The sequence below is a fragment of the Acinetobacter junii genome, from assembly GCF_018336855.1.
GTDB lineage: Bacteria > Pseudomonadota > Gammaproteobacteria > Pseudomonadales > Moraxellaceae > Acinetobacter > Acinetobacter junii.
In genome coordinates, this window is the sequence record NZ_CP059558.1 from 633398 (window position 1) to 658647 (window position 25250).

15 protein-coding genes, 2 tRNA genes, 3 rRNA genes and 2 pseudogenes are annotated in these 25250 nt (G+C 40.7%); 13 read left to right on the forward strand and 9 right to left on the reverse strand.

The features are described 5' to 3' along the window. The first annotated feature begins 17 nt into the window (after positions 1-17). From H2677_RS03030 to H2677_RS03045, 4 genes are read left to right on the forward strand one after another with little or no spacing between them, the layout of a single operon-like run. Positions 18-842, forward strand: coding sequence for an acetyl-CoA carboxylase carboxyltransferase subunit alpha (locus H2677_RS03030; protein ID WP_039047753.1), 825 nt, complete (start codon positions 18-20; stop codon positions 840-842). Then, positions 779-2170 (forward strand): tRNA lysidine(34) synthetase TilS, encoded by a 1392-nt coding sequence (gene tilS, locus H2677_RS03035; protein ID WP_212639119.1) that lies wholly within the window; start codon positions 779-781, stop codon positions 2168-2170. Before H2677_RS03030 ends, tilS begins: the two co-directional genes overlap by 64 nt. A 3-nt stretch (positions 2171-2173) precedes the next feature. Next, the gene (proC, locus tag H2677_RS03040; protein ID WP_004955724.1) at positions 2174-3013 is read left to right on the forward strand and encodes a pyrroline-5-carboxylate reductase; all 840 of its coding nucleotides are present in this window, start codon (positions 2174-2176) and stop codon (positions 3011-3013) included. Positions 3014-3029: 16 nt separating this feature from the next. Next, positions 3030-3599 (forward strand): YggT family protein, encoded by a 570-nt coding sequence (locus H2677_RS03045; RefSeq protein WP_212639120.1) that lies wholly within the window; start codon positions 3030-3032, stop codon positions 3597-3599. 58 nt (positions 3600-3657) lie between these two features. On the opposite strand, the gene polA is transcribed toward H2677_RS03045, so the two are convergent. After that, entirely contained in the window at positions 3658-6423 is a 2766-nt protein-coding gene (gene polA, locus H2677_RS03050) for a DNA polymerase I (RefSeq protein ID WP_039047755.1), read from the reverse strand. 187 nt (positions 6424-6610) lie between these two features. On the opposite strand from polA, the pseudogene H2677_RS16190 reads away from it, so the two are divergent. Beyond that, a pseudogene (locus tag H2677_RS16190) lies at positions 6611-6985 on the forward strand (DUF2339 domain-containing protein); the annotation flags it as partial. Between the two features lie 195 nt (positions 6986-7180). Further along, positions 7181-9481 (forward strand): annotated as a pseudogene (locus H2677_RS03055) (DUF2339 domain-containing protein); the annotation flags it as partial. Here the strand turns inward: H2677_RS03055 and H2677_RS03060 are convergent. Together H2677_RS03060 and H2677_RS03065 are read right to left on the reverse strand one after the other, a co-directional pair. Beyond that, entirely contained in the window at positions 9474-10391 is a 918-nt protein-coding gene (locus H2677_RS03060; RefSeq protein WP_004906771.1) for a mechanosensitive ion channel family protein, read from the reverse strand. The pseudogene H2677_RS03055 and the gene H2677_RS03060 sit on opposite strands and share 8 nt — an antisense overlap. Before the next feature lie 9 nt (positions 10392-10400). Continuing rightward, positions 10401-11222, reverse strand: coding sequence for a hypothetical protein (locus H2677_RS03065; RefSeq protein ID WP_004906776.1), 822 nt, complete (start codon positions 11220-11222; stop codon positions 10401-10403). Between the two features lie 94 nt (positions 11223-11316). Between H2677_RS03065 and gspE the strand changes: the two genes are divergently transcribed. After that, the gene (gene gspE / locus H2677_RS03070) at positions 11317-12807 is read left to right on the forward strand and encodes a type II secretion system ATPase GspE (protein WP_004955732.1); all 1491 of its coding nucleotides are present in this window, start codon (positions 11317-11319) and stop codon (positions 12805-12807) included. Between the two features lie 58 nt (positions 12808-12865). Here the strand turns inward: gspE and H2677_RS03075 are convergent, their stop codons facing one another. The 6 genes from H2677_RS03075 to H2677_RS03100 form a co-directional block, all read right to left on the reverse strand. Beyond that, positions 12866-13297, reverse strand: coding sequence for an organic hydroperoxide resistance protein (locus tag H2677_RS03075; RefSeq protein ID WP_004906781.1), 432 nt, complete (start codon positions 13295-13297; stop codon positions 12866-12868). A 165-nt stretch (positions 13298-13462) separates the two neighbouring features. Beyond that, the gene (locus tag H2677_RS03080) at positions 13463-13825 is read right to left on the reverse strand and encodes a DUF4951 domain-containing protein (protein WP_212639122.1); all 363 of its coding nucleotides are present in this window, start codon (positions 13823-13825) and stop codon (positions 13463-13465) included. A gap of 174 nt (positions 13826-13999) precedes the next feature. Next, positions 14000-14824 carry a carbon-nitrogen hydrolase family protein gene (locus tag H2677_RS03085; RefSeq protein WP_004955736.1) on the reverse strand — a complete coding sequence of 275 codons (825 nt, stop codon included), beginning with the start codon at positions 14822-14824 and terminating at the stop codon, positions 14000-14002. Between the two features lie 23 nt (positions 14825-14847). Continuing rightward, positions 14848-15369 carry an anti-anti-sigma factor GigB gene (gigB, locus tag H2677_RS03090; protein WP_004906790.1) on the reverse strand — a complete coding sequence of 174 codons (522 nt, stop codon included), beginning with the start codon at positions 15367-15369 and terminating at the stop codon, positions 14848-14850. Positions 15370-15471: 102 nt separating this feature from the next. Next, positions 15472-16440 carry an RsbU family protein phosphatase GigA gene (gene gigA, locus H2677_RS03095; RefSeq protein ID WP_004955739.1) on the reverse strand — a complete coding sequence of 323 codons (969 nt, stop codon included), beginning with the start codon at positions 16438-16440 and terminating at the stop codon, positions 15472-15474. 129 nt (positions 16441-16569) lie between these two features. After that, a complete protein-coding gene (locus tag H2677_RS03100; RefSeq protein WP_212639123.1) occupies positions 16570-17454 on the reverse strand; it encodes an MlaA family lipoprotein in 885 nt (294 codons plus the stop codon). Between the two features lie 573 nt (positions 17455-18027). Here H2677_RS03100 and H2677_RS03105 point away from each other — a divergent pair. The 6 genes from H2677_RS03105 to H2677_RS03130 all read left to right on the forward strand — a co-directional run bounded on the left by H2677_RS03105 (position 18028) and on the right by H2677_RS03130 (position 25088). Beyond that, positions 18028-19565: ribosomal RNA gene (locus H2677_RS03105) — 16S ribosomal RNA — on the forward strand. Positions 19566-19624: 59 nt separating this feature from the next. Beyond that, positions 19625-19702: transfer RNA gene (locus H2677_RS03110), tRNA-Ile, on the forward strand. A 70-nt stretch (positions 19703-19772) separates the two neighbouring features. Next, positions 19773-19848: transfer RNA gene (locus tag H2677_RS03115), tRNA-Ala, on the forward strand. A gap of 381 nt (positions 19849-20229) precedes the next feature. Beyond that, positions 20230-23122: ribosomal RNA gene (locus H2677_RS03120) — 23S ribosomal RNA — on the forward strand. Positions 23123-23297: 175 nt separating this feature from the next. Further along, positions 23298-23412 (forward strand): 5S ribosomal RNA (rrf, locus tag H2677_RS03125). The 16S, 23S and 5S rRNA genes sit together here with 2 tRNA genes alongside, the layout of an rRNA operon. 227 nt (positions 23413-23639) lie before the next feature. Next, positions 23640-25088, forward strand: coding sequence for an RNA polymerase factor sigma-54 (locus H2677_RS03130; RefSeq protein ID WP_004952298.1), 1449 nt, complete (start codon positions 23640-23642; stop codon positions 25086-25088). The last annotated feature ends 162 nt before the right edge of the window (positions 25089-25250 follow it).

Here is a 25250-nt window from a genome sequence, read left to right on the forward strand (position 1 = left end):
GGGATTATCTACGACTTATGAAAAATAAAGCGACTCAGTCCAAGGCTTGGGCTACGGTTCAAATTGCGCGACATCCTGAACGCCCGCAATTTCTAGATTATGTTAGTGAAATCTTTACTGAATTTGATGCACTTCACGGTGACCGTTTGTATGGTGATGATGGTGCCATGATCGGTGGTCTTGCTCGTTTTGACGGACAACCCGTAATGGTAGTTGGTCAACATCGTGGACGTAGTACGCGTGAAAAGTTACAACATAACTTTGGTATGTGTAACCCAGAAGGCTATCGTAAATCACAACGTTTGCTAGATATGGCTGAGCGTTTTAATTTACCTGTATTTACTTTTGTCGATACCATGGGTGCCTATCCAGGTGTTGGTGCAGAAGAGCGTGGACAAGCAGAAGCGATTGCAACCAGTTTGGCTCAGCTTTCTAGTTTGAAAGTGCCAGTGATTGCGACTGTACTTGGTGAAGGTGGTTCAGGTGGTGCGCTAGGTATAGGTGTGGCAGATCGAGTAATTATGCTTTCACACAGTATTTATTCTGTGATTTCACCAGAAGGTTGTGCTTCTATTTTATGGAAAACTGCTGATAAAGCAGCGCAAGCGAGTGAAGCCTTAGCTCTGACTGCTGACAAATTGAAAGCGATTGGAATTGTGGAGTATGTTGTGGATGAAGGTGAGGGGGCACATTTGCAACCTGAGAAAGTCATGCATGATTTGAAAGATGTACTCAAACAAGCCTTAGAAGAATTGCAACAGATGGATGCTCAAGCACGATGCGAAGCACGTTATCAACGTTTAATGAAGTTTGGCAGCAGCAATTTAGGCATCGCGTCTTAGCACAAACACAGCATTTTTCTAAAGATACTCAATTCTTAATTGGGTGCAGCGGCGGCATGGATTCCATGCTGTTGTTGTATCTAATGTCCGAAATTTTCCCAAGTCAAACCCGTTCAATTTATGTTGATCATCAGTTGCAATCGAGCAGTACGGAGTGGGGATGTTTAGTTCAGAAACAATCTGAACAATTAAACATTCCTTGTGTGATCCAAAAAGTACATGTCGATGCAGGAAATCTTGAGCAGCAAGCACGTCATGCACGTTATCAAGCCTATACAAAGCATTTAAAAAGCCATGAAATCTTGGTGTTAGCTCATCACCAACAAGACCAAGCTGAAACTCTACTATTGCGTTTATTTTCAGGTGCAGGTGTTAATGGTTTATCCGCCATGCAAGCATATGATGTGCGAAAAGATTTGACGATATGGCGACCTTTTTTAGAGCTCAGCCGACAGCAAATTGAGGAGTGGACTAAACAAATTGGTTTTGACTATGTTGTCGATCCAACAAATCATGATACTCATTATGATCGGGCATGGTGTCGTGAAGAGTTATGGCCTGTATTAGAAAAGCGCTTCCCAAAAATGCAATCAGCTGTGTCACGAACGAGTTATCTGATGCAAGATGCCACAGAAATTTTAGATGATGTGCTGCAAAGTGATTGGAAATTATGTGCAACTGAGAATGAGCTGGATTTAACTCGCCTGTTGGAATTATCGGATGCACGCAAACGTCAATTGTTGTCCGCTTGGATAAAAGGCAAAGATCAATACCGCCCAAGTTATGACATGGTCAAACGCCTTCAAGATGAAGTGATTTTTGCTAAGCCTGATGCACAAGCAACTTTACATATTAATTCTTATTATTATGTCCGCTACCAGAAAAAATTGTATCGTCTAACTCATGCAGAGCTGTACGCAGAAAAGCTTTTTCCTATTCAACCTATTATGAATCAATCTTACAACTTGGAACAAATGATTCAAACTGCTTCAGGTAAGTTCAAAATATTGACGCGAGATATAGGTCTTTCCAAACAATTATTAAATAAAGATTTAAAATTGATTAAACGTCAAGGTGGTGAAAAAATTCATCTTTACGGGCGAATCGGGCATTGGCCACTGAAAAAAGCGATTCAAGATGCACAGATTTTGCCTTGGTTCCGTCATACAATTCAAATATTAGTCGTGGAAAATGTTATGCTTGGGGTTTTTAGCCCTAAAGGGTTTTGGTTGGCTCAATCTGACTATATCGAGCAGGGGGGGTGGCAACCAAGTTTAGTTTCAGATTGTCGAGAAAATTCTCCTCAATCTTTTTCAAATGACGAGTAGGAAATGGCGACAGCATTGAATCAAAACATCTGTTTTATTGGCGGCGGTAACATGGCTCAGGCCTTGATCGGAGGATTACTTTCCCGTGGGCTGCCAACAACACGAATTACAGTTTCAGATCCAGTAGAACAAATTCGTCAAATATTAGAAGAAAAAGGAATTCAAACGACCACGGACAATGTTGAAGCAATTCAAAATGCAGATGTGGTCGTACTGGCTGTTAAGCCTCAAGTGTTAGCTACGGTTTTACAACCTTTAAAAGGTTTGCTATCCGATAAACTGGTTATTTCCATTATTGCAGGCGCAGAAATTCAAACAATTTCAGAGCTGATTGGTGGAAGCCAGCGTATTGTGCGTGTAATGCCAAATACACCTGCTTTAGTACAAACAGGTGCGCACGGTATCTATGCTTCAGAGGCTGTTAATGCTCAAGATCGTGAGTTAACGAGTCAAATTTTAGCTGCAACAGGTTTGACGATTTGGGTCGATAGCGAAGCTCAAATTGATGCTGTAACAGCGGTATCAGGTTCGGGACCTGCATATTTTTTCTATCTAATGGAAAGTATGATTCGAGCAGGAAAGAATTTGGGCTTAGATGAGAAAGTTGCAACAGCACTAACGTTGCAAACAGCATTGGGTGCAGCCCAAATGGCAATTACCAGCTCTAACTCACCATCAGAATTGCGTAAAAATGTGACATCTCCAAATGGTACGACTCAAGCTGCATTAGAGGTATTTGATCGTGCGCAGATTTCACAAAATATTCAAGCAGCGCTTGCGGCAGCTCAGAAACGTAGTCAAGAGCTTGCACAAGAGTTAAGTGAAAAGACTAAATCAGTTTAAGTAGGATAAGACAAGTATGGGTGCAAGTTCTGCGCTAATTTTTGGTGTTTTGATCAATGTCGCAATTTTATTGGTCTTTTTCCGTTTTTTAATGCAATTGGCAGCGGTTAGCCCTTATAACCCAGTTGTACTTTCAACTGTTAAAGCGACCAAAATTGTAGATATCCTAAGCCGTAGTTTGCCAACTGTAGGCAAAGGGCGCGTCAATTTAGCGGCAATTGCTTTATTGATTGTGCTTTATTTGTTGAAAATTTTCGGGTTGATGTATCTATCAGGGCAGATGCCCCATAGTGCTGTCTATCTTGTAATTACGACATTCGTGACGATGATTCAGGATTTTATTCGTTTCTGTCGCTACTTGATTTTTGCAACGATTATTTTGAGTTGGGTGGTGATGTTTACACAGTCACGCTCACCATATATCGAAGTTATTCAGGAGCTCGCAGAACCTTTACTTGCGCCTTTCCGTCGTTTACTACCAAATATGGGGATGATTGATTTGTCACCAATTTTGGCTTTCTTGGCGTTGTATATTGCTGAGATTTTGATGAATGAAGCCGCAAAAGTTCTGTTGACTGGTCTTTGATTGGTTTGAAAATAAAAAAAGGATTGTGTCAAAACAATCCTTTTTTTATGCCTACAAATTAGTGTGCGGCATCCCAGTTTAGACCTTGTCCAACTTCCACCACAAAAGGTACGGAAATTTCTAATACAGACTGCATCACATCAGCAATTTGTTTTGAAAGTTCATCTGCAATTGACACATCAGCTTCAAAAACCAATTCATCGTGCACTTGCAGTAAAAGTTTAGCTTGATCTTTAGGCAAAATTTTATCAACGGCAATCATTGCAAGTTTAATGATATCTGCTGCGCTTCCTTGTAAGGGGGCATTAATCGCTGCTCGTTCAGCTGCTTGCTTGATCATTTTATTTGTTGCCAAAATATCTGGTGTGTATAGACGACGACCTAAAATGGTTTCTACAAAACCTTGCTCACGAGCAATCTGACGTGTACGTTCCATATAATCCAATACACCAGGATAACGTTGGAAATAACGTGCGATGTAGCTACGTGATTCTTCACGAGTGAAACCAAGTTGGCGGGTTAAGCCAAACTCAGACATACCGTAAAGTAGCCCGAAGTTAACCGCTTTAGCTTGGCGACGTTGATCATTGGTTACGTCTTCGATAGCGATTCCCAATACTTCAGCGGCAGTACGACGATGAACATCCTGACCTTGTTGAAAAGCGTGTACTAAAGCATCATCTTGAGAAAAATGAGCCATTAAGCGTAGTTCAATTTGTGAATAGTCGGCTGCAAGTAGGACACGACCTTCGGGAGCGATAAATGCTTTACGAATTTGGCGACCAATTGGTGTACGAATCGGGATGTTTTGCAGATTAGGGTCAGTAGAAGATAAACGCCCTGTCGCAGTTAAAGCTTGATGATAGCTAGTATGTACACGATGGGTTGCATCATGTGATTGCTCAACTAATCGATCAGTATATGTATTTTTGAGTTTTGCCAAGCCGCGATGTTCTAAAATCACTTCCGCTAAAGGATGTTCGATTTTTTCAAGAATACTTTCACTGGTGCTGTATTGTCCCGTGGCAGTTTTCTTACCGCCTTTAATTCCCAACTTATCAAATAGAACCTCTCCGACCTGTTTAGGCGAGGCAATATTAAACGTTTCACCTGCAAGCTCAGTTGCTTGATTCTCTAATGTTTGCATGGTGTCGGAGAATTCTACACTGAGCTGATCTAAGAATTTATGATCGAGCTTGATTCCATCTTCTTCCATGCCTGTTAGTACTCGTGCAACAGGCATCTCAATATTGTGGAGAATATTAACAAGTTCAGGATGGCTTTTTAGTTTTGAAGAAAGTACTTCATACAAACGATAAGTGACGTGTGCATCCTCTGCTGCATAATGTGCTGCAACTTCGAGTTCAATTTGATTAAAGGTTTTTTGCTTAGCGCCTTTACCTGCAATTTGTTCGAAAGTAGTTGTCAGGTGGCTAAGATAAACACGTGCTACATCATCCATGCCATGACGAGTTGCAGCAGCATTCAAAACATAGGAAGCTAGCATGGTATCGAAGTACCAGCCTTGGATTGTGATACCGTGATTGGCAAAGATATGAGCATCATATTTTAAATGATGACCAATTTTCTTGACTTGCTCATTTTCTAAAATTGGTTTGATTTGTGCTAAAACTTGTTCCCGACTGAGTTGTTCAGGAGCGCCTTCATAATCATGAGCTAGAGGAACATAGTAGGCTTCATTGGCATCAAATGCGATCGAGAATCCAACGAGTTCAGCCACTCGATAGTCTAAGTTGGTGGTTTCTGTATCAATTGCAAAGTGATCCGCTTGTTGCATACGTTGCAACAATAGCTCCCAGTCAGCTTGCTCTAGTACAGTATGATAAGTCGCTTCACCTAATTGATCATCTTGGCTTGAAAGATTTGCATGATCTTCTATCGCTATAGATTCAGTTTTTTGTTCAGCTTTGACAATACTTTGAGAGGTCTGTTGATAGACAGGCGTATTTGGATTATTAGGATGATCCAAAGATTGTAATTGGTTACGGAACTCAAGTTCTGTGTATAAATGACGAAGTTGTTCGGTGTTCGGTTGACTTAATTTTAGATCATGCCAATCTAAAGCGAGATCGAGGTCACAGACGATACTTGCCAATTGGTGGTCAATTTTAATATTGTCTAAATTATCTTTGATATTCTGACTGAGTTTACCTTTGAGTTGATCCACGTTCGCAATAATATTATTGAGTGAACCATATTCTGTTAATAGTTTTGCCGCAGTCTTTGCACCTACTCCTGGAACACCCATGATACCATCGGATGCATCGCCCATAAGCGTAAGATAATCAATAATTTGATGAGGGTGTACGCCAAATTTCTCTAATACACCCGCCTCATCAAGTACACGTTCTTTAAAACTATCTTCAAGTTTGACATGTGGATTAACAAGTTGAGCCATATCCTTATCACCTGTCGAGATTAAGACATGATGACCTTCTGATAATGCTCGTTTTGTTAAGGTCCCAATAATATCATCCGCCTCTGCGCCAGGAAGGCTATATAACGGGATGCCAAGAGCTTTGATTAGGGCATGTAAATAAGGAATTTGTTCAGATAACTCCTCCGGCATGCTTGGACGATCACCTTTATATATGGGTGATAATTTATGGCGGAAAGTTGGTTCTGGAGTATCAAAAATAACAGCCATATGTGTTGGCTGGGTACGACGCATTAATTTCTGAATCGCTGAAATAGCACCACGAATTGCATTAGTATGTAGGCCAGTAGACGTCGTTAATGGCGGTAAAGCGTGAAAAGCACGAAATAGAAAATAAGACCCGTCAACCAAGACAAAAGGTGGCATTGCGCAAATCCTTATTATGAACTGAGAGCTATTTTACGTGAAAAAGCAGTCCATGTCCTTGTTAGGCAGAACGATGATGACGATCTATGTCGTTTAAAAATTGCAGTTATTTGTATGTAAAAATGACGGTTTATAGACTGATCAAGTAAGATACGATTAATAAAGCTGTAATCATTGATATAAGTCTATGTATAAAAAAGATAAACAGGGAATCGTGATTGTTTTAGTTGTGCTGACAGTATTACTAGCATCAGCGATTGCATTTAAATGGCAAGGCACTATTGTTGCTTCTGCGATTGGTTTAACTGTTGCTATTGTGCACATTCTTTCAGAAATTCACACTCGATTACGTCAACTTGAATATGATGCTCCAAGTTATTTTGCTCAATCAGCTACAATTGGTGCTCAGAAGATCGTGATTTATAGTGCTGCATTAGTCGCACTTTTTGCCTATGCAAATACATGGATGTGGTTGGCAGGTGGGGCATTGTTAGTGTTGTTACTTTGTCTTATTCAGACGATCAGTAGCTTTCAAACGCGGTTATTGCATTTAGAACAATATGGAAAAACAGTCGTCCAAAATGATTTAAATAGTGTTTCTGCTCATATCAACCAAGCTAATCAATTATCAACACCTAATCATTCTGTCTATGAAAGTCAGGTACAACATCCAGCTACATGGATGCAAGCAGAATCTTCATCATCAAACGAATACTCATTAACTCAGCCATCTCAGAAGCAATTATCGACATCATCTCAAACTGCATGGTGGCAACCTATCTTGCAATGGATGATTCATGGCAATCCGATTTTACGAATTGCTGTCGCTGTATTGATGGTTGGCGTCGTATTATTATTACGTTTCGCAAGTGAGCATTGGCAGTTAAGTTTAGGTGTAAAGCTTAGTTTTATTGCCCTTACAGGTACTGTGATCACAATCGCAGGTTACTGGCTGAAACGAAAAAATCAGCTATTTGCTGTTGCTTTGCAGGGCGTCGGTCTTGCTATTGTGTTCCTCACATTAATTTTCTCACATCACTTTGCAGTGATTGCGAGTTTAAAAACAGCCAGTTTATTCTTTGTAATTTTATTATCAGTCACTGTTTATCTGAGTTTAAAACAACAGGCATTATATTTGGCCATGCTAGCGCTGACGATGGCTTATATCGCACCACTTGTCATACCTCAATCACATCCTGACGTGATTTTCTTATTTGGCTATTATTTTGTGATTAACCTTGCTGTTGCAGCCGTTAACTTTATTCAACCTTGGAAAATTCTGCATCAGATTGCCTTTTTTGCCACGCTCTTTATTGGCGGGGCTATGATTGGGCTTTATGGAGAGACTCAACAGTTCGACACCTTAGATATAATTTTATGGTTGCATATCGGTTTGTTTATTTGGCTAAGTATTCGTTATAGCCAATTGATGCTGCGGGTACGTGATGAGAATTTATCAATAGAGAATAAAGCGAATCAAAAGGAACAGCGATTACAACCAATTTTAGATGTAGGTTTGATTTTTAGTGTTCCTGTATTGGGTTTCTCTCTACATGCTTATCTGATGCACAACTCTACTCAAGCACTGACTTGGGGTGCAGTTGCACTTGCGATTATTTATGGTGCTTTAAATATTTGGATTAAACAAAGGCATCCGCAGCTTTCTATTTTGGCTAAAAGCTTCTTTATTCTTGCAGTGGTATTTACGGCTTTGATATTTCCATTGGCAAAAGGAGCACATTGGACATCAACAGGTTGGGTCATTCAAGGAACAGCATTGATCGTTTGGGGGGTGACCGAGCGTTATCGTCTTAGTCGATATATCGGGGTTGCCTTAGTGCTATTGAGTTCTGTGGCACTTATTTTCCAAGTTTGGTCAAATGATGACTTCCCAATTTTGAGTACAGTGATTTTTGCACTTGCGCAATTCATATCAGCTTTCTATTTATTGCACTATCAAGAGGTCGAAAAATATTTTAGTGCGTGGATGCTAAGCGGTATTTTTTTAGCACTTGGCATGTATGCAGGATCAATTGCTGCGATAGAGTTTATGCATTGGCAAAATCAAGGCATGAATCCTTATTTGGCAATCGCAGCCGTATTGTTGCTGTTATTTGGTTTTATGGTGCAGCTTAAGTCCAAAATCGAATGGGTTAATGTACAACTTATCTTGATCAGTGGATTACTTTTCTTAAGTTATAGCGTAAGTTTTGCGGAGAATGTTTACTCCACAGGTGACTGGTTTACACCTCTGAGCCAATTTAGCGCCCTGACGACTACACTTGCACTGACTATTTTGCTCATCAAGATGAGATCTTTTTCTTCATCGCTATATTGTTTGATCTGGTCTGCTTTGCTTTGGTTAAGTTTAGCGGGTATTGGTATTACACTTTTTCCCAATATTGCTGTTATTGCATTGGCTGTTTTTCCTGCAATATACGCTGGCTGGTTATTTTTATCAAAAAATATGCTTTTATTGGATCAACAACCAGTGTGGGGGCTAACCTTATTTTGGTTAATTTTAATTTGTTTAGATTCATATTCTGCAACTCATTTTTATGTGCTTCCTTTATTTAACTTAACTGATTTTCTCTCTTTACTAATGTTTATTGGTTTGATCTGGGTAATATATCATCATCATTTTGACGATGAGCATTCAGTAGAATGGGGATTCAAAGTCTCAACGATTTTAGTCGGTTTACTTGTATTAAGTAGCATCGTTGTACGCGCTATGCATCATTATGTTGGAACACCATTATGGGGGATAGAAATCTGGCGGAATGGCAATGTACAACTAAGTTTGACCTTATTATGGGTGATTTTAGCTTTTATTCTTATGACCTTTTCAAGCCGTCGTCATATTCGACAAATTTGGTTTGTTGGGGCTGCGTTGTTGGGGATCGTTGTGTTTAAGTTATTGTTATTAGATTTATCGCAAAGTGGTACTTTGACACGTGTTATTTCGTTTATTGGTTCAGGTGCAGTCATGCTTGTAATTGCATATCTTGCACCTTTACCACCTGCCCAAGAACAGTCTAAAGAATCTTCATCTATCTAACTTTATCTTCTTTTTTGAGCTCTTTTTGATGGGCATATTGATCGACCTCATCATCCTCTAAAGGGATGGGGCGATCAATTAAACCCATTTTAGGTACAGGGATCTCAATTTCATTTTCAAGGAAACCATTACGAACCCTTTCTTGCATTTCATCTCGGACTTTTAATGCATTTTCCTGACGACACCATACCGCAAACAACAGCTCAATTGAGGATTCACGAAATGCAGTTACTGTTACGGTTGGTTTAGGATCATCCATAACCAGTGGATATTTAGATGCAACATCTAATAGTACCTGTCTTACTTTAATAATGTCTTCGTGAAAATTAATTGCTAAGGTAATCGGAATACGCCGTATCGGGTATTTGGATAAATTCATGACAGGGGTGCGAATGAGCTGCTCATTTGGAAGCCGAATGTAAACATTGTCGAGCGTCAGAAGTTTGACCGATAAAAGATCGATAGAGATCACTTCACCTTCAATGGTTTGTCCTCGAATCAACGTAATCTGTATTGTATCGCCGACTTCAAAAGAACCTTCACCGATTAAGAAGAGCCCGCTGATTAAGTTTGTAGCTGAGGTTTGAGAAGCGAAACCTAGAGCAACAGTTAGTATCCCTGCTGCGCCCAAGAAGACACTGAGTTTAAATCCAGCTTCTCTTAAACTGGTCATGATGAAGAGTAGGAAAATAAAGTAAAAAATACCTCTTCGCCATAATAATCGTTGATGTGCGTTAAACCGACTACCAATGGTGCGGATAAAGGTATTAGAAACTAGACGTGCAATTACAAAGCCGATTAAACATAAAATTAGGGCTACAGCAATTTCACTTAGTCTTTCAAAATTAATATTGGTAAATATGCTGGTGAAGCTAGATGCGACATCTTTTGGAATATTGGTATCAGCCATAGCAACTCCTTAAAAGAATGAATCAAACATATTAAATAAGTTGCTTCCAGGCGCACGTGGAGGATGTACGTAAATGACTTCACCTGCCTGAGTTGGTGTTTTGTTTTCAATACGAATACGTGCAGGATGTTCTGAACCCTCATAATACACCTTGATTTGAGACGTCCAGAGACGACCTGTGCCTTCACTATAAAATAAAGGAAGGGCAGGAACAGGAACATTCATACGATCAAATCGCAGTTGATGCTGACTTGTGTTATGAAACTCGATAGGTGTAACAGCTCTAAAGGCACGTGGCTTTAATAGATTTAGGTCAGTTCGTCCATCTACAGATGTTGCATAACAAATTTCACCATGCTGAGGATCTTTACCAAACCATGTGTCTTTCGGCTGAATCACAGGAATATCAAACAAAGGTTCACTTAAACCATCTACTAAGCCTGCAATCCATAACGGAGTGCTGATATACAGCGTTCCTCGTTGACCAGCAGGAATATAAATCGGATCAACAGGTTTAATAACAACAGAGCGATCTGCCAAACGTGGCATTAAATGAAATGAGCTATTAGTTTTATGAAACATATAGCGTTCAATTTTTGCAGGTTGAGGCATTGCAAATTCTGTATCAGACAAAACATGCCATTGTTGCTCGTAATCATGCTGACATTGCGGTCGATGATATTCTAAACGCCATTCTTTAATGCCTCTCGTTAGGCGAAAGAGCAGTGAACCAAATTGCCAAGCTTTGGCTTGTTGAATTTCAAATTGTTGTTCACCCCACCATCTCAATGTGTCAGAGTGAGGTGCTTTATATGGATTATTTTGAGACAAGGTGCAAAATTCCTTTGTGAGTATGCTAAACAGACTTCACGCTGTAATCTCCTTAGAGTACACTCAACTCTTCCTTTCATCATTATAAATTGTGATGCAAATACTTAAACAAATACAAATTCCATATAGTTTCGCCAAAAGGCATGGCGTTTTATTGCGCTATGAAGGCGATCAAGTTTTTATTGTACGACGCAAGGATACAGCGCGAATTGCATTACAAGAAGCACGTCGAATTTTGGGGAAAGCTGCGCATGATCAATTGTGTACAGATCAAGAGTTTCATGCACTACTCAGTTCCAGTTATGCAGGTGATACAGGCGAATCTCAGCAAGTTGCCGCTGGTTTAGAGGATCATCCTGATTTATTAAGTTTGGCTGATCAGGTGCCTGAAGCTGAAGATTTGATGGATCAAGAAGATGATGCACCTATTGTTCGTCTGATTAATGCGTTGTTATCCGAAGCGATTCGTGTCGGTGCATCTGATATTCATATTGAAGCATTTGAAAAAAAGTTGTCTGTTCGTTTACGTGTAGATGGTCAATTACGAGAAATTGTTCAACCACGCCGTGAATTAGCTCCTTTGCTGGTCTCACGTATTAAAGTTATGGCAAAGTTGGACATTGCTGAAAAGCGTATTCCACAAGATGGTCGTATTTCTTTGCGTTTAGCAGGACGTGAGGTCGATGTTCGTGTTTCTACTTTACCGTCATCTCATGGTGAGCGCGTGGTGATGCGTTTACTTGATAAGCAGGCGGGTCGTTTGAACATGACACACCTTGGCTTGATGCAAAATGATTATGAACGTTTAACTCAATTGGTTCATCGTCCACATGGCATCATTTTGGTCACTGGTCCAACGGGTTCAGGTAAAACGACAACCTTATATGCAGCATTATCTGACTTGAATGATAATACGCGCAATATTTTGACGGCCGAAGATCCAATTGAATACCAACTAGAAGGGATTGGGCAGACACAGGTCAATACGAAAGTTGATATGACATTTGCTCGTGCGCTTAAGGCTATGCTGCGTCAAGATCCTGATGTTGTTATGGTGGGTGAGATTCGCGATCTTGAAACGGCAGAAATTGCGGTACAAGCTTCACTAACAGGTCACCTCGTTTTATCTACGTTACATACCAATACTGCAATTGGTGCGGTAACTCGTTTAAAAGATATGGGGATTGAACCATTCTTGCTTTCAAGTTCATTGATTGGTGTAATTGCACAGCGTTTAGTTCGAACATTATGTCCACATTGCGTAACTTGGCGAAAAGCAGATGATTTTGAACGACAGGTATTTCAGCATCTCAAGGTAGATGAACACATGGAATTACCAGAACCACATGGTTGCGAGAAATGTTCACATGTTGGTTTTAGTGGGCGAACAGCGATTTATGAAATTGTGCCAGTCGATGAGTCGATGCGTCGATTAATTCATGGTAATGCAGCCGAATATGAGTTGGAAAATCATGCTCGCCGTCATGCCGCATCGATTCGTGATGATGGCTTATTAAAAGTCTTGGCTGGTAAAACCACTTTAGAAGAAGTGCTACGTGTTACAAACGAAGCAGCTGAAGAATAATTTTCTATTCTTAATGAAAAACAGCATGATCAATCATGCTGTTTTTTTATTTTATATATCAATTTGTTACTATATTGAAATTCACATCAATATTGTTGCGTGTTGCATTTGAATACGGACATACGATGTGTGCTGCTGCTACAAGTTCCTCAGCCTCAGTTTGATCCATACCGATTAAATAAATATTCAAAGTCACTTCAATACCGAAGCCATTTGGAATCGGGCCAATACCAACTTCACCCTCAATATAAGCATCTGGAGTAATCTTTAATTTATCTCGGTTTGCTACAAACTTCATGGCACCTAAAAAACATGCTGAATAGCCTGCTGCAAAAAGTTGTTCTGGATTGGTCACTTCACCACCAGCACCGCCCATTTCTTTAGGTACGCCTAATTTAACATCTAAAACACCATCAGAAGATGTCGCACGACCATCACGACCACCTGTTGCTTTAGCTTTTGCTCGATAAACTACTTTTTCTAATGACATATTGAATAATCCTAGCTGACAAAGTTTGGTATTATTCAATCCTGCATAAATGGATGATGAAAGCAAAGGAGAAAACGGTAAATTTAATGACGGCTTTGGTAAAGAAGTAAAAGATAAAATATCAAATTGAAAAGAGTATCTATCTATCAAATAGATGCAGAAAATCTACCAAAGCTCGATGATTTTTTTCATCAATTTTGCTCTAAAACGTGCGGTTGGATTATTTATATCATTTTGAGATTGTTGTTCATAAAAACTATGCCAAGCTTTAATCATATCTTGAGTAACACCTTTCTGTTTGATGATCACCACATCTTCACGCTGGATGTTATCTAGTCTTTGTCGAGCACCTTCAGCACCAGTCCCCCAACCAATAATCCAAAGACCAAAACTATTAAATGATAAATTTGATGGTGTAGGTAAGTGCTGCATGTCATTTGTTACTTCAACAGCATTAGCATAACTTGGTACCACATTAATGAATGTAGTTGCCCCTAAAATCAACAAAATAGAAAAAAGTCTAAACATGGATACAGCTTAATTGGTGTTAAGAGAGAATTTTACAATAATCAAACTACATAAATATTATGGTTTGTTTGACTATCCTAAATTATGTTTATTAAATCATGAACCTAGGTGTGGAGGGGAGATAAAGCGTGACCAAAAATTCAAAAACTAAAATTTTAATAATTAAAGTGAGACTTAGTAGGCAATTATTTTTCGATGCTGCATAAGTGGCATAGATAAGCGAATATTTTCTTGTTCAGCTTGATCGAAATCAGCGCTAATTAAACCATGCCCTTCGTAGTCGATTATTTGTAAAAGTTGTCCACGACTATTGGTTATACCCGAATGACCCCATGTTTGACGTTTTTCACCATGCCAACCCTGTTGTGCAGCACCTAATACAAAACATTGACTGTCCATAGCTCGTGCTTGTAGTAACAATTGCCAGTGCATTTGACCTGTTGTGTAAGTAAAAGCAGCAGGAGCAGATAAAATGTTTGCACCTTGTTGGCGTAAAGTTAGTGCGAGTTCTGGAAAGCGAAGATCATAACAAACCATTAAGCCAATATGACCAAAAGGTGTTTTTGCAACAACGACTTGATCACCTGGTTCAAAGAATTTTGATTCTTGATAGCCACCAACAGCATCACCCACTTGAACATCAAACAAATGGATTTTGTCATAACGAGCCTCAGTACCTTCAGGACTAATACATAAGCTTACGGTTCTGACGCGTCCATCAGTAATGACTGATCCATCTGGGCGAAAAGGGCACGGTAAAGTGCCAGCGATAATCCATATTTGATATCGGTGTGATAATTGTTCTAAACGTTGCTGAATGGTTTCAAATTGATTTGCAGTTTCACGTTGTTTTCCTGCAGCAAAACAAACAAAGTTTTCAGGAAAAACGATTAATTCGCCACCCTGAGCCTTACTTTGTTGAATTAATGACTCGATGACAAGGAAATTAGATTCAATGTCATCTTGTGAATTCATTTGAGCAACAGAAAGTAAGGTCATAAGTGTGCAGACTTAGTTATCAATTAAGCATTTTGTTGGTGTGTATCAAGATTTAGACAATCTTGCTCTTTTTGCAATTGCTTCACTAATGGTTCAAACATATTTTGATTGTTTTCATTCAAACGCATTAATGTTTTATGTGCTTCTAATACAGTGTTGAGCATGGCGCTGTGAGTAACATGTTCTTCAGTTAGCTCAAGCGTACAAACATTAGGATCACCACAGTAATTTAAAATCACAAAGACCTGACCCAACCCCATGCTATTGGCTAGGGTGGTAATATCTGGATTGGTTGACAGCATCACTGCTTGTATATGATGAACTTGTTTGAGTTTTAAGCCCAACTTTGCAAGTACACCTAATACAGTACTATCAATGAACGTTGTTTCAGTTAAATCAACGATTGCACCAACAACATTTTGCTGCTGTTCAATTTTGTTGAGTAATTTGTCTAGACTTATACAAGAATGTGCACGCACTTCGCCAATAAGCTTGAAAATATGCGTTCCGTTCAAACTTGCATATTCAACATGACCTGTTGACATATAAATGCCATTTTCAGAGAAAGGATATAAAATTATCCCATAGTGATATGGTAGACACAAGTGGTTGCATAGTTCTTTGTTTTTAAGTTATTGATAATTAAATTAATTCATTCGGCATATGCTGAGTATAGCGATGTCATCTGCAACATGTTCAGGAGCTTGGAATGAATTATTCTGAAGATGATCAACCAATTGGTTGAACTGATCATTCAAACCACCATCAAAGGGTTCAAGAGCACCATCTGAACATAAAATAAAACGTGCGTCAGGATTTAATTTACAAATGTGTTCTTCAACATCTAAATCCTCAGTGAGTCCCAAAGGGAAACTACTGGTTGTAAGAATTTGAGGTGCTTGATTAGGTTCAAAGATAATTGGAGGTGGATAGTGCCCTGCACTAGACCATGTAATTTCATGAGTTTGTAGATTTAGAATACCTGCCACCATGGTGATATGTTTTTCAATATTCTCTTGAACTAACATTGCATTCAGTTTTTGAATGAGCTGGCGAGGTGTCTTGGAACGACCATGGAAAGCTGCCATCCATGAGGTTAGTAAACTACTTGTAACACCATGACCTGAAACATCAGCTAAATAAAACAGCACTTCATATTCATTGAGTTTCCAATAATCATACCAATCACCTGATAAATAAGCCGAAGGTTGAAAAAAAGACTCAACCTCATAATTGGGTAGACTTATTGGGTTCGGTAGTAAACGTTTCTGTAATGCTGCTGCTGAAGGAAGATCACGGCTATCTTGATTTCGTTTGTATTGCGCATCAATTTTGAATAAAGCATGTATTGGGTTTTTGGGTAAATTGTTCCAAATCCAACCGGCTAAAGCACCCATTTCCCAAGCTTGGGCTAATGCAGCACCTTCATCTTCAAATGCTAATACGATCGTTGGGAGCTTCCATTGATATTTCAAAAAGTCCTGTACATCGGCAATTGCAATGATTGTTTGATCATATAAGTCTAAATCATCAGCTTGAATGATCTGTAGACTGGGTAGCTCATTCAGAGCTTGATCTAAACAAGGTATTGAGCGCGATGGTTGAATGAAATACATAGATGAATAGCCGATCCTTTGTATGATCATTTTTTAATTCATCATAGATGAAATATGATGGAAAACATAGTATTACTCACATTTAAAATAGAGAGTAATACTTATGTCTATAAATATAAAAATGCGAATTTACTGATTATCCGAAGATTCTTCAGTATCTTCAGTATCTTCAACAAATGATACATCTGCAGAGTCACCATGTTTTTCAGCAATTTGGAAAGCCTTTCTTTGCAGATAGAAATCTCGAATCATTGCATATTTATCGCCTTTTAAGCTTTCTTCAATATCCAAAACTTGAGCACGAGCATCTATAGCTTGTAACACATTTGTAGACCAATAAATTCCTTGTTGGTCGTCGAGCATATATTTTTGTGGGCGACCATAACGATCGATAGCTAAGCCAAACCCATCACGAAAAGTACTAGGTCCGAAAAAAGGAAGCATTACATAAGGACCAGACGGGACGCCGTAATAGCCTAAAGTCACACCAAAGCTTTCCTCTTCGGTTGGTAATCCTAAACGACGTGCTGGGTCAGCAAAACCTAAGGTTGTTAAAGTATTTAAAGTAAAGCGTCCTAATGTTTTTGCTGCGCGAGATGGGCGCCCTTGTATAAGTTGGTTGACGGCATTCCACGGCTCACCGAGGTTTTTGCGAAATTGACGGTAAGGACTTCGTACAGGTTCTGGTACTTTTTCAACGTATTGGATAGCTACTGGCTTAAGTACATATCGGTCTAATGTATCGTTGAAGGCAAAGATTTGGCGATTTAATGGTTGTAGAGGATCTTTAACCGCATCAGGTTGCGCTGCATTAGCGTTTACCTTCAAATCATCCTTGGTTATTTTTTTTAAATCTTTAATTGCTTGCAAAGTTGATGTTTTTTGTTGTGTATTTAATTGGTTTTCAATTGATTCAGTTACGACTGGGGATTGCTCAGATACATCTTGAGCTATTGCTGTATTAAATGCTCCAGCAGTTAACAACCCAAGCAAGAAAAAATTTGAGTAATGCATATAAGTCCTTAATCGCAGTTAGAGCGAAATTACAGTCATTAAAATGAATGCGCTAATTAAACGCAAAACATAGATAAAGTAAGTACAATTTATTTGTTCTACTATTATTAAAGCAAATTCGATCGAAAAATATAAGAAATATTGTGAATTTGGTTTAAAAATGTTCACTCGAAATAAAATCCTATTGAAGAGTGTTGCATTGGTGTGAGAATGCTGTAGAATGCACATCCATCGGCGGTGATGCGGATAAAAACTTGTTGAGAAACAAGGATTTGGCTAAAGTGGTTAGATTCTTGGGTTGTTTGATAAGTTTTAAAAATATCTAAATTACCTGTTGACTTTAAAGAAATTTAGAGTAATATAGCCGACCTAGCTTGATGATGACGAATCATCGAGAAGATCATTAAGAGAATAGAAGAACAACTTGTGTGGATTTTTACTGGTTGATCGATCGAAATAATTTTCATTGATTGAATGGTAGAAATTTCTCGAAGTTTATTTGAGCGAATTTTTAGTCAGAAAATTGATGAGCCAGAATTAGCACCTTGTCTTAACTAAGGTGCAAAATGATTTTAACTGAAGAGTTTGATCATGGCTCAGATTGAACGCTGGCGGCAGGCTTAACACATGCAAGTCGAGCGGAGATGAGGTGCTTGCACCTTATCTTAGCGGCGGACGGGTGAGTAATGCTTAGGAATCTGCCTATTAGTGGGGGACAACATTCCGAAAGGAATGCTAATACCGCATACGTCCTACGGGAGAAAGCAGGGGATCTTCGGACCTTGCGCTAATAGATGAGCCTAAGTCGGATTAGCTAGTTGGTGGGGTAAAGGCCTACCAAGGCGACGATCTGTAGCGGGTCTGAGAGGATGATCCGCCACACTGGGACTGAGACACGGCCCAGACTCCTACGGGAGGCAGCAGTGGGGGAATATTGGACAATGGGGGAACCCTGATCCAGCCATGCCGCGTGTGTGAAGAAGGCCTTATGGTTGTAAAGCACTTTAAGCGAGGAGGAGGCTACTGAGACTAATACTCTTGGATAGTGGACGTTACTCGCAGAATAAGCACCGGCTAACTCTGTGCCAGCAGCCGCGGTAATACAGAGGGTGCGAGCGTTAATCGGATTTACTGGGCGTAAAGCGTGCGTAGGCGGCTTTTTAAGTCGGATGTGAAATCCCCGAGCTTAACTTGGGAATTGCATTCGATACTGGGAAGCTAGAGTATGGGAGAGGATGGTAGAATTCCAGGTGTAGCGGTGAAATGCGTAGAGATCTGGAGGAATACCGATGGCGAAGGCAGCCATCTGGCCTAATACTGACGCTGAGGTACGAAAGCATGGGGAGCAAACAGGATTAGATACCCTGGTAGTCCATGCCGTAAACGATGTCTACTAGCCGTTGGGGCCTTTGAGGCTTTAGTGGCGCAGCTAACGCGATAAGTAGACCGCCTGGGGAGTACGGTCGCAAGACTAAAACTCAAATGAATTGACGGGGGCCCGCACAAGCGGTGGAGCATGTGGTTTAATTCGATGCAACGCGAAGAACCTTACCTGGCCTTGACATACTAGAAACTTTCCAGAGATGGATTGGTGCCTTCGGGAATCTAGATACAGGTGCTGCATGGCTGTCGTCAGCTCGTGTCGTGAGATGTTGGGTTAAGTCCCGCAACGAGCGCAACCCTTTTCCTTACTTGCCAGCATTTCGGATGGGAACTTTAAGGATACTGCCAGTGACAAACTGGAGGAAGGCGGGGACGACGTCAAGTCATCATGGCCCTTACGGCCAGGGCTACACACGTGCTACAATGGTCGGTACAAAGGGTTGCTACACAGCGATGTGATGCTAATCTCAAAAAGCCGATCGTAGTCCGGATTGGAGTCTGCAACTCGACTCCATGAAGTCGGAATCGCTAGTAATCGCGGATCAGAATGCCGCGGTGAATACGTTCCCGGGCCTTGTACACACCGCCCGTCACACCATGGGAGTTTGTTGCACCAGAAGTAGGTAGTCTAACCGCAAGGAGGACGCTTACCACGGTGTGGCCGATGACTGGGGTGAAGTCGTAACAAGGTAGCCGTAGGGGGAACCTGCGGCTGGATCACCTCCTTAACGAAAGATTGGTGACCGGTAAGAATCCACAACAAGTTGTTCTTCGAAGATGTATCTGAGGGTCTGTAGCTCAGTTGGTTAGAGCACACGCTTGATAAGCGTGGGGGTCACAAGTTCAAGTCTTGTCAGACCCACCACTACTGACGAAGTGATGAATAATCACAAGCTGCTAGATGAAAAGATATGTCGTTCATTATGATTAAAGCTGGGGACTTAGCTTAGTTGGTAGAGCGCCTGCTTTGCACGCAGGAGGTCAGGAGTTCGACTCTCCTAGTCTCCACCATGAATTAAATGAAATATTTAATTCTGAGCTAAATAGATTATAGAGTTTAATGAATAAAAAGATTAAGTAATTGATCTTGGTTTATTAATCTCTGTGATTTATCACAGTTTACTACGCACCGACGAGGTGGTAGTTAATCATTAACAGATTAGAAAAATTGAGTCTGAAATAAATTGTTCACTCAAGAATTTAAGTTGATCGAAGTAATTCGATTGATTTAAACATATTGAGAACTAGCAAAAACACTGAATCAAGCGTTTTGGTATATGAATTTAGATTGAAGCTGTATGGTGATTAAATTCACAGACAACAAACCAGTAGCAATTAAGTTTGCAACGATAACACTCACTTGTATGTGTTAACGACTGTTTGGGGTTGTATAGTCAAGTAATTAAGTGCATGTGGTGGATGCCTTGGCAGTCAGAGGCGATGAAAGACGTGATAGCCTGCGAAAAGCTCCGGGGAGGCGGCAAATATCCTTTGATCCGGAGATTTCTGAATGGGGGAACCCACCCGCTATAAGGCGGGTATCATAAACTGAATACATAGGTTTATGAAGCGAACGAGGGGAAGTGAAACATCTCAGTACCCTTAGGAAAAGAAATCAATTGAGATTCCCTTAGTAGCGGCGAGCGAACGGGGAGCAGCCCATTAAGTTATGTGTGTTTTAGTGGAACGCTCTGGGAAGTGCGAACGTAGAGGGTGATATTCCCGTACACGAAAGGGCACACATAATGATGACGAGTAGGGCGAGGCACGTGAAACCTTGTCTGAATATGGGGGACCATCCTCCAAGGCTAAATACTCCTGACTGACCGATAGTGAACCAGTACCGTGAGGGAAAGGCGAAAAAGAACCCCTGTGAGGGGAGTGAAATAGATCCTGAAACCGCATGCATACAAGCAGTGGGAGCCGACTTGTTCGGTGACTGCGTACCTTTTGTATAATGGGTCAGCGACTTATATTCAGTAGCGAGGTTAACCGAATAGGGGAGCCGTAGAGAAATCGAGTCTTAATAGGGCGTTTAGTTGCTGGGTATAGACCCGAAACCAGGCGATCTATCCATGAGCAGGTTGAAGGTTGGGTAACACTAACTGGAGGACCGAACCCACTGTCGTTGAAAAGCCAGGGGATGACTTGTGGATAGGGGTGAAAGGCTAATCAAGCCTGGTGATAGCTGGTTCTCCCCGAAAGCTATTTAGGTAGCGCCTCGGACGAATACCATTGGGGGTAGAGCACTGTTTCGGCTAGGGGGTCATCCCGACTTACCAAACCGATGCAAACTCCGAATACCAATGAGTACTATCCGGGAGACAGACTGCGGGTGCTAACGTCCGTAGTCAAGAGGAAAACAATCCAGACCGCCAGCTAAGGCCCCAAAATCATAGTTAAGTGGGAAACGATGTGGGAAGGCATAGACAGCTAGGAGGTTGGCTTAGAAGCAGCCACCCTTTAAAGAAAGCGTAATAGCTCACTAGTCGAGTCGGCCTGCGCGGAAGATGTAACGGGGCTAAAACTATGTGCCGAAGCTGCGGATTTGACATTAGTCAAGTGGTAGGGGAGCGTTCTGTAAGCCGATGAAGGTGTATTGAGAAGTATGCTGGAGGTATCAGAAGTGCGAATGCTGACGTGAGTAACGACAAAACGGGTGAAAAACCCGTTCGCTGAAAGACCAAGGGTTCCAGTCCAACGTTAATCGGGGCTGGGTGAGTCGACCCCTAAGGCGAGGCCGAGAGGCGTAGTCGATGGGAAATTGGTTAATATTCCAATACTTCTGTGTAATGCGATGAGAGGACGGAGAAGGTTAAGTCAGCCTGGCGTTGGTTGTCCAGGTGGAAGACCGTAGGCATGCATCTTAGGCAAATCCGGGGTGCTCTATGCTGAGAGTCGATAGCAAGCTGTACTTGTACAGTGAAGTGGCTGATACCATGCTTCCAGGAAAAGTCTCTAAGCTTCAGTTACACAGGAATCGTACCCGAAACCGACACAGGTGGTCAGGTCGAGTAGACCAAAGCGCTTGAGAGAACTCTGCTGAAGGAACTAGGCAAAATGGTACCGTAACTTCGGGAGAAGGTACGCTGCTGACGGTGATGGGACTTGCTCCCTGAGCGGTTGGCAGCCGCAGAAACCAGGCCGCTGCAACTGTTTATTAAAAACATAGCACTCTGCAAACACGAAAGTGGACGTATAGGGTGTGATGCCTGCCCGGTGCTGGAAGGTTAATTGATGGGGTTAGCGTAAGCGAAGCTCTTGATCGAAGCCCCAGTAAACGGCGGCCGTAACTATAACGGTCCTAAGGTAGCGAAATTCCTTGTCGGGTAAGTTCCGACCTGCACGAATGGCATAATGATGGCGGCGCTGTCTCCAGCAGAGGCTCAGTGAAATCGAAATCGCTGTGAAGATGCAGTGTACCCGCGGCTAGACGGAAAGACCCCGTGAACCTTTACTGCAGCTTGACATTGAACTTTGACCTTACTTGTGTAGGATAGGTGGGAGGCTTTGAAGTTGGAACGCTAGTTCCAATGGAGCCGTCCTTGAAATACCACCCTGGTAATGTTGAGGTTCTAACTCTGTCCCGTAATCCGGGACGAGGACCATGTCTGGTGGGTAGTTTGACTGGGGCGGTCTCCTCCTAAAGAGTAACGGAGGAGTACGAAGGTGCGCTCAGCGTGGTCGGAAATCACGCGTAGAGTATAAAGGCAAAAGCGCGCTTAACTGCGAGACCCACAAGTCGAGCAGGTACGAAAAGTAGGTCTTAGTGATCCGGTGGTTCTGTATGGAAGGGCCATCGCTCAACGGATAAAAGGTACTCTGGGGATAACAGGCTGATACCGCCCAAGAGTTCATATCGACGGCGGTGTTTGGCACCTCGATGTCGGCTCATCTCATCCTGGGGCTGAAGCAGGTCCCAAGGGGTATGGCTGTTCGCCATTTAAAGAGGTACGCGAGCTGGGTTTAGAACGTCGTGAGACAGTTCGGTCCCTATCTACCGTGGGCGCTGGAAATTTGAGAGGATCTGCTCCTAGTACGAGAGGACCAGAGTGGACGAACCTCTGGTGTACCGGTTGTCACGCCAGTGGCATCGCCGGGTAGCTATGTTCGGAAGGGATAACCGCTGAAAGCATCTAAGCGGGAAGCCTACCTCAAGATAAGATTTCCCTAGGAATTTATTCCTCTAAAGAGCCGTTCGAGACTAGGACGTTGATAGGTTGGGTGTGGAAGCACGGTGACGTGTGAAGCTGACCAATACTAATTGCTCGTGAGGCTTGACTATACAACACCCAAACAGTTGTTGTATTCAAGATAAATTCAATACACAACTTGATTTAGTGTACAAACTAGTTACAATACAGACCCAATAATCTAATCCGTTAATAACTCTTTGGATCGTAAGTAAGGCAAACATTATTAATTAATGTGAATAAGACCCGAAAACACCACAACAGTTTGCTGGCGACAATAGCAAGAGTGAACCACCTGATCCCTTCCCGAACTCAGAAGTGAAACCTCTTCGCGCTGATGGTAGTGTGGCGTTTGCCATGTGAGAGTAAGTCATCGCCAGCTTTTAAATCTAAACACCCCTAACCTAACGGTTAGGGGTGTTTTTTATTGCATGGTTTTTTAAATTTATTAGGTAACATATCGAATAAAGTTTATATAAATCTTTTTTGCTAGTTTTTTGAGCATATGGATAGATGGAAAGTAAGTTTACTTATAGTTGTTCAAGTTTCTTTGTGTTATAAATAATTTTATAGGCATGTTTTTTGCTTGTTCTAATATAGGAAATGATTATGAAATTATCTGTTGGGTTGAAAGTAGCGAATAATTTATCGTTAACTCCTCAATTGCAGCAGGCGATTCGACTTTTACAACTATCTAGTCTGGAGTTGGAGCAAGAAATACAGATTCAACTTGATAGTAATCCATTGCTCGAAAAAATTGAAGATAATAATAGTATTGAAAGTTTAAATAGCGTTGAAGCTAATGAAAATAAAGATTTAACATCTGAATTGAATGCAGATCATTTACCTAATGATTTACCTGTAGATACAGAGTGGGATGATATTTATACGCATCAATCCACCGCACTTGCTACACCAGAGTATGAAGAGAGAGAAGATAACAGACAAATTCACCTTAGTTTAAAAGAACATATTCTAGAACAAGTTAATCTTTTGCATTTTTCTAGGGTAGATAAGCTGATTGCTTATTGTATTGTGGACTCTTTGGATGATAAGGGATTTCTAGATGCTGATTTGACAGATATTTTAATTGCTGTGAATCAATTGTTACGAGAGGTTGATAACGACGAAGATGTTGAAGAAGATGAGGTTATTGTTGTCTTAAAACATATTCAACGTTTAGAGCCGATAGGTGTTGGCTCAAGAAGTTTGGCTGAATGTTTGCAAATTCAATTAGAAACAATTAAAGATAAAACACCTTTTTTAGCCGAAGCAAAGCAGCTTTTAAATTACTATGAACTGCTGATTTCTAATGATTTAAATAAATTATTGAAACAAACTGGATTATCAAAAGAACAACTAACTAATGCTATTGAGTTACTTAAAACCTTAAAGCCTTATCCTGGGTTGGAGTTTGATCAACAAGAATCAGAGTATCAGGTACCTGATGTCGTTGTCGCAAAGAAAGATCAGCATTGGAATGTACAATTAAATCCGGATGTAATGCCTAAATTACGGATTAATTCATTTTATTCCAATATGATTCGTCGAGCAGATCAAAGTGACGATAATGTTTATTTACGCAATCAAATGTTAGAAGCAAAGAACTTCATTAAGAGTATAGATGAGCGTCATAAAACATTATTGAAGGTTGCGACTTGTATTGTTGAACATCAGCGAGCATTTCTTGAGCAAGGTGCTGAAGCAATGAAGCCTTTAGTTTTGCGTGATGTTGCAGAAGAAGTTGAACTACATGAATCAACAGTATCTCGTGTGACAACCAATAAATATATGCTTACACCCCGTGGGTTATTTGAATTGAAATACTTTTTTTCAAGTCATGTTGGAACAACTTCTGGTGGGGAGGCATCTTCGACTGCAATTCGTGCCATGATTAAAAAGCTCGTATCTAATGAGAATCCACGTAAGCCTTTGTCAGATAATGCAATAGCAGAGATGTTGAAAAAAGAAGGGATTGAGGTTGCTCGTAGAACCGTCGCAAAATATAGAGAATCGTTACATATTCCTTCATCTTCTGAAAGAAAAGTCTTGATCTAAAATTTAAGGTGTGACTATTCTAATAGCTCATTATGACGAAATAATGAATTTTTTTAATAGTCACTAGAGAGATCACTGAAATGATTTAATGGATACTGAACCACTCATGTGCATTAATTTGTTTTAGTTATTTCTTGAATCCTAAGAAAAGGTGAGGGATAG